Annotated in this window: 11 protein-coding genes and 1 tRNA gene; 11 read left to right on the top strand and 1 reads right to left on the bottom strand. The window is 67.0% G+C overall.

Features of this window, described 5'->3' with window-relative positions:
* The first annotated feature begins 6 nt into the window (after nucleotides 1–6).
* From acpS to D573_RS0107255, 5 genes are all read left to right on the top strand, one after another.
* Nucleotides 7–405 (top strand): holo-ACP synthase, encoded by a 399-nt coding sequence (acpS, locus tag D573_RS0107275; protein ID WP_018938412.1) that lies wholly within the window; start codon nucleotides 7–9, stop codon nucleotides 403–405.
* A 127-nt stretch (nucleotides 406–532) separates the two neighbouring features.
* Complete coding sequence (gene hflK, locus D573_RS0107270; RefSeq protein WP_018144056.1) at nucleotides 533–1,747, top strand: FtsH protease activity modulator HflK; 1,215 nt, start codon at nucleotides 533–535, stop codon at nucleotides 1,745–1,747.
* Nucleotides 1,747–2,631 (top strand): protease modulator HflC, encoded by an 885-nt coding sequence (gene hflC / locus D573_RS0107265; RefSeq protein WP_018938413.1) that lies wholly within the window; start codon nucleotides 1,747–1,749, stop codon nucleotides 2,629–2,631. Before hflK ends, hflC begins: the two co-directional genes overlap by 1 nt.
* Before the next feature lie 133 nt (nucleotides 2,632–2,764).
* Complete coding sequence (locus tag D573_RS0107260) at nucleotides 2,765–3,949, top strand: ATP phosphoribosyltransferase regulatory subunit (RefSeq protein ID WP_018938414.1); 1,185 nt, start codon at nucleotides 2,765–2,767, stop codon at nucleotides 3,947–3,949.
* Nucleotides 3,949–5,250: an adenylosuccinate synthase gene (locus D573_RS0107255; RefSeq protein ID WP_018144053.1), complete on the top strand. Its 1,302-nt coding sequence runs from the start codon at nucleotides 3,949–3,951 to the stop codon at nucleotides 5,248–5,250. The genes D573_RS0107260 and D573_RS0107255 overlap by 1 nt, the downstream gene beginning before the upstream one ends.
* A 152-nt stretch (nucleotides 5,251–5,402) precedes the next feature.
* Here D573_RS0107255 and D573_RS0107250 read toward each other — a convergent pair.
* Nucleotides 5,403–5,489: transfer RNA gene (locus D573_RS0107250), tRNA-Leu, on the bottom strand.
* Between the two features lie 245 nt (nucleotides 5,490–5,734).
* Here D573_RS0107250 and rnr point away from each other — a divergent pair.
* The 6 genes from rnr (at nucleotide 5,735) to rplI (ending at nucleotide 11,783) form a co-directional block, all read left to right on the top strand.
* Nucleotides 5,735–8,569, top strand: a complete 2,835-nt coding sequence (gene rnr / locus D573_RS0107245) for a ribonuclease R (protein ID WP_018938415.1) — start codon at nucleotides 5,735–5,737, stop codon at nucleotides 8,567–8,569.
* 106 nt (nucleotides 8,570–8,675) lie between these two features.
* Complete coding sequence (gene rlmB / locus D573_RS0107240; RefSeq protein ID WP_018938416.1) at nucleotides 8,676–9,452, top strand: 23S rRNA (guanosine(2251)-2'-O)-methyltransferase RlmB; 777 nt, start codon at nucleotides 8,676–8,678, stop codon at nucleotides 9,450–9,452.
* A gap of 171 nt (nucleotides 9,453–9,623) precedes the next feature.
* Complete coding sequence (gene rpsF / locus D573_RS0107235) at nucleotides 9,624–10,028, top strand: 30S ribosomal protein S6 (RefSeq protein ID WP_018168152.1); 405 nt, start codon at nucleotides 9,624–9,626, stop codon at nucleotides 10,026–10,028.
* A gap of 46 nt (nucleotides 10,029–10,074) precedes the next feature.
* On the top strand, nucleotides 10,075–10,299 hold the full coding sequence (rpsR, locus tag D573_RS0107230) for a 30S ribosomal protein S18 (RefSeq protein WP_018144049.1): 225 nt from the start codon (nucleotides 10,075–10,077) through the stop codon (nucleotides 10,297–10,299).
* A 30-nt stretch (nucleotides 10,300–10,329) separates the two neighbouring features.
* The gene (locus D573_RS0107225) at nucleotides 10,330–11,265 is read left to right on the top strand and encodes a hypothetical protein (protein WP_018168153.1); all 936 of its coding nucleotides are present in this window, start codon (nucleotides 10,330–10,332) and stop codon (nucleotides 11,263–11,265) included.
* 68 nt (nucleotides 11,266–11,333) lie between these two features.
* Nucleotides 11,334–11,783 carry a 50S ribosomal protein L9 gene (gene rplI / locus D573_RS0107220; protein ID WP_018144047.1) on the top strand — a complete coding sequence of 150 codons (450 nt, stop codon included), beginning with the start codon at nucleotides 11,334–11,336 and terminating at the stop codon, nucleotides 11,781–11,783.
* Nucleotides 11,784–11,811 lie beyond the last annotated feature (28 nt).

Here is an 11,811-nt window from a genome sequence, read left to right as displayed (position 1 = left end):
CGCCGGATGATCCTGGGCATCGGCACCGATCTGGTGCAGGTCGCGCGCATCCAGGGCATGTGGGAGCGCCACGGTGCGCGCCTGGCGGAACGTATCCTGCACCCGCTGGAGCGCGTGGACCTGCCGCCTGAACACCCGGCCGGTTTTCTCGCCCGGCGCTTCGCCGCCAAGGAGGCCCTGTCCAAGGCGCTCGGCTGCGGTATCGGGGCGGATATGGCACTGGCCGAGGCCGGCGTGACCCATGATGCCCGTGGTCGGCCGGAGTTCGTGCTGGAGGGGCGTGCCCGCGCCACGGCCGAGCGTCTGGGCGCCGGGACCATCCATCTCAGCATCAGCGACGAGCGCGATTACGCCCAGGCGTTTGTCGTGATTGAGGCCGAGCCGGCCGGTATGCGCACCGAGTAACCCCCATTTCCCTCCGGACGTGGTTGCCCGCCCGGAGGCGCCTCCCTAGAATGTGACCCCTTATGCCCGCCGGTCTCCATGGATTCCGCGTCGGGCGCAGCCCTGAGCGAGCGACGGAGTCCACTCCATGCCCTGGAACGAACCGGGAAACAACAACCGCGACCCCTGGAGTGGGGGTGGTGGCGGCCAGCGCGGTAGCGGTGGCGGCGGAGGCGGTAACCAGCCGCCCGATCTCGAAGAAATGATGCGCAAGCTGTCGCGTCAGCTGAACGGCATCTTCGGCGGGGGCGGCAGTGGCGGCTCCGGCGGTTCCGGAAGCGGCGGCATGGGCCGCGGCACGCAGGCCCTGGTCAGCCTCGGCCTGATCATTGCCGTGGTTGTCTGGCTGGCCTCCGGATTTCATATCATCTCGGAAGGCGAGCGCGGCGTCGTGCTGCGTTTCGGCGAATTCCAGCAAGTGAAGAATCCGGGGCCGGGCTGGCACCTGCCGTACCCGATCGAGCGCGTCGAGATCGAGAATGTCGACAATGTGCGTACGCTCTCCCACCGTGCGCTGATCGTGACCGGTGACGAGAACATCATCGATGTCGACATCGCGGTGCAGTACCGCGTCCTCGATCTGGTCGACTACCTGTTCAACGTGCGCGACCCCGACACCACCGTGAACCAGGTGATGGAGTCGGCGATCCGCGAGCGTATCGGCAAGAACAACCTGGACTTCATTCTCGGCGAGGGGCGTGGCGAGATCGCATCCTCCTCGCGAGTGGTGATGCAGGAAAACCTCGATTCCTATGGCGCGGGCATTATCGTGACGGCCGTGTCCATGCAGCAGGCGCAGCCGCCGGAGCCGGTGCAGGAGGCCTTTGCCGACGCGATTCGTGCCCGCGAGGACGAGGTGCGTTTCCGCAACGAGGCCGAGGCCTACGCCAACGGTGTGATTCCGCGGGCACGCGGTCAGGCCGCCCGTATCATCGAGGAGGCCGAGGGTTACCGGGATCAGGTGATTGCGCGCGCCGAGGGTGACGCCTCGCGCTTCGATCAGTTGCTGGCCGAATACCAGCAGGCGCCGGATGTGACTCGCGACCGTCTGTATCTCGAGGCCGTCGAGGCCGTGCTGCAGGATTCCCGCAAGGTCATGCTGGATGTTGGCAGCAGTAACAACCTGATGATGCTGCCGCTGGATCAACTGTTCCAGGGGCAGCGCTCCACCACTAATTCCGGTGACACGCCAACACCGCGGCCGCTGGATACCAGCCGCAGCACGTTCGGCAACAGTGGCACGGGCACGAACCGACTGGGCGATCGCAGCCCGGCCGCCCAGCGTTCGCGGGAGGTTCGCTAATGTTACGCATCGTCGGTATTGCCGTAGTCGTGCTCGGGATCGTGGTCGCGCTGTCGACCTACACCGTCGACGAGCGTGACCGCGTGATCAAGTTCGCCCTCGGGGAGATCCGGGAGGTCGACCCGGCCCCTGGGCTGCACTTCAAGTTCCCGCTGATCCAGAACGTCGAGAAGTTCGACGCCCGGATCATGACGCTGAATATCCCGCCGGACCGGTTCCTGACCTCCGAGGCGAAGAACATCATTGTCGACTTCTACGCCAAGTGGCGGATCGACGATGTCGGCCAGTTCTACCGTGCCACCCGTGGTGACGAGCGTCTGGCCGAGGAGCGCCTGGCCCAGATCCTGCGCGACGGGATGCGTAACGAGTTTGCGCGCTTCGAGTTGCAGGACGTGGTCGCTGGCGAACGCCTGACGATCATGGGTGCGGTGCGCCAGACCGCGCTGGAGACCGCGCAGGAGCTGGGGATCGACCTGGTCGATGTCCGCATCCGCCGCATGGACCTGCCGGAGGAGGTGTCCGAGTCGGTGTACGAGCGCATGCGCGCCGAACGTCAGCGGGTCGCCCAGGACTTCCGCGCCCGTGGTCAGGAAGAGGCCGAGCGCATCCGCTCGCGCGCCGACCGTGAACGCACGGTCATCCTGGCGAACGCCTATCGTGACTCGGAAGAGATCCGCGGTGCCGGTGATGCGATCGCCACCGAGACCCTCGGCCGGTCGTTTGGCGAGGATCAGGAGTTCTTCCGCTTCTATCGAAGCCTGATCGCCTACCGCAATAGCATGAGTGGCGAGAACAGCACCTTCATCCTGGAACCGAACTCTGAGTTCTTCCAGTTCTTCAACGCCCCCGGTGGCGAACGCCCGGCGCCGTTGCCGACCCGGTAAAGGAGGGGCGGAGGCGGTCCGCCGTGGCCGCCTCGAAGGTGGCCGTTTGCAACGGGCCCGGAAGATTCCGGGCCCGATTTTTGCCGGGCCGCCACTCGGGCGTGGCGGATCACAGCACAAGAGCAGGGACGAGATGACCGATATCAACCGCTGGTTGCTGCCGGACGGGCTGGAGGAGGCCCTTCCGGATGCTGCGCGCCGTCTGGAGGACCTCCGCCGGCGCGTGCTGGACCAGTTCGACACCTGGGGCTATGACCTGGTGATGCCGCCGCTGGCGGAGTATCTGGAGTCCCTGTTGACGGGTGCCGGGCACGCACTGGATTTGCAGACCTTCAAGCTGACGGATCAGCTCACTGGCCGCATGATGGGCGTGCGCGCCGACCTGACCCCGCAAGTGGCGCGGATCGATGCTCACCGTCTGCGTGTCCAGGGCCCGAATCGGCTTTGTTACGTGGGCAGTGCGCTGCGTACCCGGGCAGATGAATGGTCGGGTTCACGCAGTCCGCTCCAGGCCGGGGCCGAGCTGTTTGGTCATGACGGGATCGATAGTGATCTCGAGATTATCCGCTTGATGCTGGCGACCCTGGCTGCCTGCGGAGTGGAGCGTCCTAGCATGGATCTCGGCCACGTCGGGATCTATCGCGCCCTGGCGCAGGATGCGGGTCTGGATGCGAGCCAGGAGCAGGAATTTTTCGATCAACTCCAGCGCAAGAGCGTGCCCGAGATCGAACAGACCCTCGCGGCCTGGGAGGCCGGCGGCATGGATCCGGCGGCCTGTGCGCGGCTGCGCGCGCTGGTGGATCTGAATGGCGATGCCACGGTACTCGACGCTGCCCGTCGCGCCCTGGCCGGTGCACCCGCCGAGGTGGCGGTGGCGCTGGATCACCTGCAGGCAGTGGTGGCACGGCTTGAGGCGAGCGAGCCGGGCCTGGACCTGCACCTGGACCTGGCCGAGTTGCGCGGCTATGCCTATCACACCGGTCTGGTGTTCGCGGCCTTCGTGCCCGGCTCCGGTCAGGCGATCGCGCGCGGTGGCCGTTATAACGAGATCGGTCGCGTCTTCGGCCGCGCACGGGCGGCCACCGGTTTCAGCACCGATTTGCGCGCCTTCGTACGCCGCGAGGCCGGGGCGCCGATGGCGCCTCGTCAGACGGTGCTGGCACCGGCCACCGGCGATGTGGCGCTGGAGGCGGCCATTGCGGATCTCCGTGCCCGCGGCGTGCGCGTAGTGCGCGAGCTGGAAGGCCAGGACAACGAAGTACCCGGGGGCGCGCGGCTCGAGCAGCGCGCCGGGGAATGGACAGTAGTGGAGCATTGATGGCGATGGGACGTTTTGTAGTCGTACTGGGCAGCCAGTGGGGTGACGAGGGCAAGGGCAAGATTGTCGATCGTCTGACCGAGGATGCCGCGGCCGTCGTGCGCTTCCAGGGCGGGCACAATGCCGGGCATACCCTGGTGATCGATGGCGAGAAGACCGTGCTCCACCTGATCCCGTCGGGCATCCTGCGGGAGGGCGTGGAATGCATGATCGGCAATGGCGTGGTGCTCTCGCCCGAGGCTCTGATTACCGAGATGGAAGAACTGGAGGCCAAGGGTGTGCCGGTGGCGGACCGTCTGCGCCTGTCGGATGCCTGCCAGCTGATCCTCCCCTACCATGTGGCCCTCGACCTGGCGCGCGAAAAGGCCCGTGGCAAGGCCGCGATCGGGACCACCGGGCGCGGCATTGGTCCTGCCTACGAGGACAAGGTTGCGCGCCGGGGCCTGCGCCTGGACGACCTGTTCCACCGCGAACGCCTGGCGGCCAAGCTGGGCGAGGTGATGGACTATCACAACTTCGCGCTGAAGCATTACTTCAAGGCCCCGACCATCGACCAGCAAGAGGTCTTGGAGCAGTGCCTGGCGCACGCCGAGCGCCTGCAGCCGATGGTCACCGACGTGGCGGGCCGCCTGCACAAGCTGCGCGAGCAGGGCAAGGACGTCATGTTCGAGGGGGCCCAGGGCACGCTGCTGGACATCGACCACGGCACCTATCCGTTCGTGACCTCGTCGAATACCACCGCGGGTGGTGCGTCCACCGGGTCGGGTGTGGGGCCGCGCGACCTCGACTACGTGCTGGGGATCACCAAGGCCTACACGACCCGGGTGGGCGCCGGACCGTTCCCGACCGAGCTGTTCGACAACATGGGTGAACACCTGGCGCGGCAGGGCAATGAGTTCGGTTCCACCACGGGGCGCGCACGGCGCTGCGGCTGGTTCGATGCCGTCGCGCTGAAGCGGGCAGTCAAGGTGAACAGCATCAGCGGATTGTGCATGACCAAGCTGGATGTGCTGGACGGCCTGGAGAACGTGCAGATCTGCGTGGGCTACAACTGCGATGGCGAGACCCGCGAGGCGCCGCCGTCCGGCGCCGAGGCCTATGCGGCCTGCACGCCGATCTACGAGGAGATGCCGGGGTGGACGGAATCCACGGTCGGGATCCGCGAGTATGACCAGTTGCCGGCTAATGCCCGCGCCTATCTGGAGCGCCTGAGCGAGGTGGTCGGGGTGCCGGTCGACATGGTCTCCACGGGGCCCGATCGTGACGAGACCCTGGTGTTGCGCGACCCGTTCGACAGCTGATTGCGTGTCTCCCTGGGCACGTCGGGGCGCGCACCACCGTGCGGGTTCCGGCGCGCCGAGTGGCGGAGCAGGTGGGATTCGCCACGCAGAAAATCCGCCACCCTCACGGGTGTCGCTTCGCGTATAACAGGGATTCGAGTACAGCTGAAAAATGGTGCCGAGGAGAGGACTTGAACCTCCACGGGGTTACCCCCACTAGCACCTGAAGCTAGCGCGTCTACCAATTCCGCCACCTCGGCACGAGGGACGACACACAATGAGGAAACCGTGTGTCCTGCGCTTCAGGAGCGCGCAATATAGAGCGCGGCTGGGGGGCTGTCAACGCCCCGGAGCGGGAATGTTTCCCTCCGGTGTGGTCGGCAGGGGGCGCGCAAACGCGTCCCCTGCGCAACAAAATTCCGCATGCCTCATAATGGGCGCTTTGCGCGCCCAGCCGGATTCCCGGCGAGGGGCTGCCCATTGCAACATCCACAGAGTTCACTGAATGCCAAGACAACGTCGCAAGACCCCCGCCGATCCCAATTTCGAGCGCGAGGCGCAGAAATACGACAACCCCATCCCCAGTCGCGAGTTCATCCTCGGGCTTCTGCAGGAAGCCGACAATCCGTTGTCCTACGACGAGATCGCGGAACGTCTGAAGATCGACGACGACGATCGCCTCGAGGCCCTGCGCCGCCGCCTGAAGGCGATGGAGCGCGATGGGCAGGCCCTTTGCAACCGTCGCGGTGCCTATCTGCCGGTCAACCAGGAAGACCTGATCCGTGGGCGCGTGATCGGTCACCCGGATGGTTTTGGTTTTCTGGTGCCGGACGAGCAGGATGACGACCTGTTCCTGTCGCCGAAGCAGATGCGCGGGGTATTTCATGGCGACCGGGTTCTGGCCCGGGTCATGGGCGTGGATCGTCGCGGCCGCCGCGAGGGCGGGATTGTCGAGGTCCTGGAGCACAACACCACCCAGGTGGTCGGGCGCCTGAAGATCGAGGACGGTGTCGGCATCCTGACCCCGGACAACAAGCGCATCACCCACGACATCCTGGTGCCGCCGGACGGCCTGGGCGAGGCGGAGGACGACCAGATCGTGGTCGTGCGCATCCGTGAATCCGCGTCACGCACGGCGCGCCTGCGTGGGGACGTGCAGGAAGTCCTGGGCGAGCACATGGCGCCAGGTATGGAGATCGACATCGCGATCCGCGCTCACGCCCTGCCGCACGAGTGGCCGGACGAGGTCACCGCGGCGGCTGACGAGCTGGGCGCCGAGGTGGCCGAGGCAGACAAGAAGGAGCGCCTGGACCTGCGCGAGAAGCCGTTCGTCACGATCGATGGCGATGACGCCCGCGACTTCGACGACGCCCTGTACTGCGAGCCGGAAGGCAAGGGCTGGCGGCTGTGGGTTGCGATCGCCGACGTGTCGCACTACGTCCAGCGCGACGCCGCGCTGGATCGCGAGGCGCGCACGCGCGGCACCTCGGTGTACTTCCCGAACAACGTGATCCCGATGTTGCCGGAGGCCCTGTCCAACGGTCTGTGCTCGCTGAATCCGAACGTGGACCGGTTGAGCATGATCTGCGAGATGGAGATCGGTGCGCGCGGGGCGCTGAAGAGCTATCGCTTCCACGAGGGACTGATCCGTTCGCACGCCCGCCTGATCTACGAGGACGTGGCCGCGATGCTCGACGGCGACGCGGCGCAGCGTGAGCAGAACGCGCATGTGATGCCGAACCTGGAGACCCTGCACCAGGCCTTCAAGGCCCTGCACGCGGCGCGCAATCGCCGGGGCGCGATCGATTTCGACACCACCGAGACCAAGATCGTCTTTGGCGAGGACCGCAAGATCGAGAAGATCGTGCCGACGGTGCGCAATGATGCGCATCGCCTGGTCGAGGAGTGCATGATCATGGCCAACGTGGCCGCCGCGCGCTTCCTCAAGAAGCACAAGGTGCCGGCGCTGTACCGCATCCATGATCAGCCGCCGTCGGACAAGATCGACGACCTGCGCGACTTCCTCAATGGCGCGGGCCTGAGCCTGGGCGGTGGTGACGAGCCGAGCCCCGCCGACTACACCGAAGTCCTGAAGGCAGCGCGCCAGCGCACCGACCAGCAGCTGATCCAGACCGTGCTGCTGCGTTCGCTGAGCCAGGCCGTGTATGCCCCGGAGCTCGATGGCCACTTTGGCCTGGCGCTGGACGACTACGCGCACTTCACCTCGCCGATCCGCCGCTATCCGGACCTGCTGGTGCATCGCGGTATTCGCCATGTGCTGCGCAAGGGCAGTGGCAAGGCCTTCCCGTACTCGCATGGCGACATGGAGCAGTTGGGTGAGCATTGCTCGATGGCCGAGCGACGCGCCGACGACGCGACCCGCGACGCGGTGGCCTGGCTGAAGGCCGAGTACATGCAGGACAAGGTCGGCGAGACCTTCCCCGGCGTGGTCTCCGGAGTCACCGGGTTCGGTCTGTTCGTGGAGATCAAGGACGTCTACATCGAGGGCCTGGTGCACGTGACCAGCCTCGACAACGACTTCTACCACTTTGACCCGGCGCGCCACAGCCTGACCGGCGAACGCGGTGGCCGGGTGTTCCGTATCGGCGACGAGCTTCAAGTGCAGGTGGCCCGGGTGAGCCTGGATGATCGCAAGATCGATCTGGCCCTGGCCCAGGAAGCGGGTCAGCCGAGTCCCGCCGCTCCGCCGCCGAAAAAGCGCAGCCGTCGTAGCAAGCGCCGCAAGGATGCCGATGCGGCTCCGGTCGAGGCCGCCGCCGAGCCAACCGCAGCAGCGCCCGAGCCTGAGGCAAAGCCCGCAGCAGCCGGGCCGGGAGCGCCCGCGGCCGACGATGATGCCCCGGCGCCGAAGAAGAAGCGCCGCCGTCGTGGTGGCCGCCGCCGTGGGGCCGCCGGTGGCGACACGAGCCCTGCTGCCGAGCCGAGCCCGGCGAAAGAACCGAGCTCGGAGAAAGAGCCGAGCCCAGGGAATGAAGCGAGCCCAGGGAATGAAGCGAGCCCAGGGAATGAGGCGAGCCCGGGGAATGAAGCAAGCCTGGGGAATGAGGCGAGCCCGGGGAATGAAGCAAGCCCGGGGAATGAACGGACCCGGGGCAGCGGACGTGGCCGGGGCAACGCACGCCGCCCGCGGAACGCGCCGGATGAAGGCAACAGCGATGCCCCGGAACCGGGCAACGAGGCGGTTCCGCCGCCGCGCCCCGAGGCCGACAAGGACGGAAATACCATTGTCGAGCCGAGTGCGGATCGCCCGGCCAAGGCCAAGGAATCCTCTGGGTCCGGACGTGGCCGCAGCCGTCGTCGACGTCCGTCCTCGTCCTGAGGCGCCGGGTGAACCCGCTTCTGTTCCCTCGCTTGCTCGGGGGCTGCTCAGACGGTGTCCGCCGGGGCGTTGACCCGTGGCGGGATCGCCGTGGCGGAGGTCCGCGATGAGCAAGGGGGGCAAGGGTAGCCGCGCCGAGACCTTTGGTGGCATCCACGCAGTGGCCGCCGTGTTGCAGCGGGCCCCGGAGCGGGTCAAGCGACTGCAGCTGGCGCCCGACCCCATCGAACCCGCCCTGGAGCGCCTGCGAGCGCTGGCGCAGTCGCGGGGTATCTCGATCGAGCGGGTAGGCCGCGAGCGGCTCGATCAACAGCTTCCGGGGTTCCAGAACCAGGGTGTGGTCGTGCACTGCACGCCGCGCCCGCTGCTGGACGAAAAGGCCCTGATCACCCGGGTGCGCGATGGCCTGGATCTGCTGCTGGTGCTCGATGGGGTGACCGACCCGCACAATCTCGGGGCCTGCCTGCGGACCGCGGATGCGGCCGGGGCCGGGGCGGTGGTCATGCCGCGCCATCACAGCGCCGCATTGACCCCCGCCGCCATCAAGGTGGCGTCCGGGGCCGCCGAGACCGTGCCGGTGGTGACGGTCGGCAATCTCGCGCGGACGCTGGCAGCCCTGAAGGATGGCGGGATGTGGACCGTAGGCCTGGCCGGGGAGGGGGGTGAGAGCCTCTATGACCTGGACCTGCGCCCGCCGACCGCGATCGTCATGGGGGCCGAGGGCGAGGGCCTGCGGCGTCTGACCCGGGAGGCCTGTGACCACCTCGCGGCCCTGCCGATGCAGGGCGCGGTAGAAAGCCTCAACGTCTCCGTCGCCACCGGCGTCACCCTGTTCGAGGCGGTCCGTCAGCGCCGCGAAGGTCCGCCGGCTGGTTCTGCGTAGCCGGTAGCCTTCCGGGGGCGGTGCAAACCCCTGTTTCGCCGGCTCCCTGCTTGTTGTTGGCGCCCGCTTCGGTTATCGTGTCGCGCCTTTCTGCCCTGCGGCTGCGTCCGCTGGGTCGAACCCTTGCCTCACCGCATTTGACGGGAGGCTGATACCCGCAAGGAGTTCCCGATGCGTCATTACGAAGTTGTATTCCTGGTCCACCCGGACCAGAGCGAGCAGGTCCCGGCGATGATCGAGCGCTACAAGGGCTTGGTCGAAGGTCATGAAGGCAAGATCCACCGCCTGGAAGACTGGGGCCGCCGCCAGCTGGCCTACCCGATCCAGAAGCTGGTGAAGGCCCACTACGTGCTCATGAACATCGAGGCCTCGGAAGAGGCGATGGAAGAGCTCGCCAGTGCCTTCCGGTTCAACGATGCCGTGCTGCGCCACCTGGCAATGCGCATGGAAGAGGCCGTGACCGAGATCTCCCCGCTGGCCAAGGGCCAGGAAGAGGAGAGTGGCAAGGGCCGTCGCCGCGAGCGTGACGACGAGGGTGGCGAAGGCGCCTCCGACGACTCGGCTTCCGCCGAGTAAATCCCGCCCGCCCGTTCGTTGACCGAATCATTGAAGGAGATCTGACATGGCCCGTTTTCCGCGTCGCCGCAAGTATTGCAAGTTCACCGCCGAAGGCATCGAGTACATCGATTACAAGGACCTGAATCTGTTGAAGGGTTTTGTGACCGAGACTGGCAAGATCGTGCCCAGCCGTGTCACTGGCACCAGCGCGAAGTATCAGCGCCAACTGGCCACGGCGGTGAAGCGAGCGCGCTTCCTGGCCCTGCTGCCGTACAGCGATAACCACTAAGTCCCGCACCGGTTCGCCGGGGCCGTCGCCATGCGCGTACTGGCCGAATTTGCGATGAAAAGCCGGAGCCGCGCCGTAGGCGCGGTTTCCGCCTTTGGCGTGGCGGGCCTGTTCCTGCCTCCGGTGGCGCTGCTCAGCAGTGCGCTGATCGCCCTCGTGGGGCTGCGCATCGGCCTGCGCCAGGCACTCCTGGTGATGGTGCTGTCCGCAGTGGTGCTCGGGGTGGCGATGTTTGTCCTGATCCCGGAGGCCCCGCTGTTCGCGGGGGTGGTTGCCGGGGTGGTGCAGTGGGCGCCAGTGGCGCTGCTCGCCGAGCTGCTGCGGCGCACGATCTCGTGGCGCATGACGCTGCAGGTCGCCGCCGCGGTCGCCGGGGTCGGCGTGCTGGCCGTGCACCTGCTGGTGCCGGATCTCGAGTCCACCTGGGCCGAGGCGGGCATGGCCCTGCTGGGGCCTCTGGTCGAGGGCAGCGACACCGGGCCACAGGAGTTGGAGGCGGGGCTGCGCCGCGCGGCGCCGTACCTGACCGGGCTCTTGGCCGGGATCCTGCTGCTGAGCCTGACGCTGGCCGTGCTGCTGGGTCGCTACTGGCAGGCACTGCTGTACAACCCGGGGGCGTTCGGCGAGGAGTTCCGGGGCCTGCAGTTCGGGCGGATGCTGAGTGCCGTCACGCTGCTGCTGGCCGGTATCGGGCATCTGGGCCCGGTCCCGGTGGCCACCGAGTTGGCGTTCATCCTGGCGGTGCTGTTCTTCCTGCAGGGGATCGCGCTGATGCACGCGCTGACCTTCCGGCAGGGGATGAGCAGTTTCTGGCTGGTGGGGATGTACGTGCTCCTGGCCCTGGCCATGCCGCAGATGTTTCTGCTGCTGGCCACCATCGGGGTGATCGACGCCTGGGCGGATATCCGCTCGCGACTGGGCCCCGGTTCCGCGCAGGGCGGGCAGGACAGTGACAACAATCCGTGAGACCGGTCCGAGACCGGTGTAGAATGCGCCCCTTCGGGGGCTGATCAAACGTTACAGGAATACCAAAGATGGAAGTCATTCTGCTGGAAAAGATCGATAACCTGGGCACCCTGGGCGACCGCGTCAACGTGCGTCCGGGCTTTGCGCGCAACTTCCTGCTGCCGCAGGGCAAGGCCAAGTTTGCCACCGCCGAGAACATCGCCGAATTCGAGGCGCGTCGCGCCGAACTGGAAAAGGCGGCGGCCGAGGCCCTGGCTGCGGCCGAGGCCCGCAAGGAAAAGCTGGACGCAACCGTGCTCGAGATCACCGCGAAGTCCGGTGGCGAAGGCAAGCTGTTCGGCTCCATCGGCCCGGCGGACATCGCCGACGCGCTGACCGCCAAGGGTACCGAAGTCGAAAAGCGCGAAGTGCGCATGCCGGAAGGTCCGCTGCGCACCACCGGTGAATTCGAGATCGGCCTGCACCTGCACTCGGACGTGGACGTCGACATCCGCGTCGTCGTGATCGGCGAAGAGTGATCCGCCGGATGTCGGGAGGGTGGCCCCA

This window comes from Thioalkalivibrio sp. AKL9 (assembly GCF_000377825.1).
GTDB classification, from domain to species: Bacteria; Pseudomonadota; Gammaproteobacteria; order Ectothiorhodospirales; family Ectothiorhodospiraceae; genus Thioalkalivibrio; species Thioalkalivibrio versutus.
This window is presented reverse-complemented; position numbering and strand designations above follow the sequence as displayed.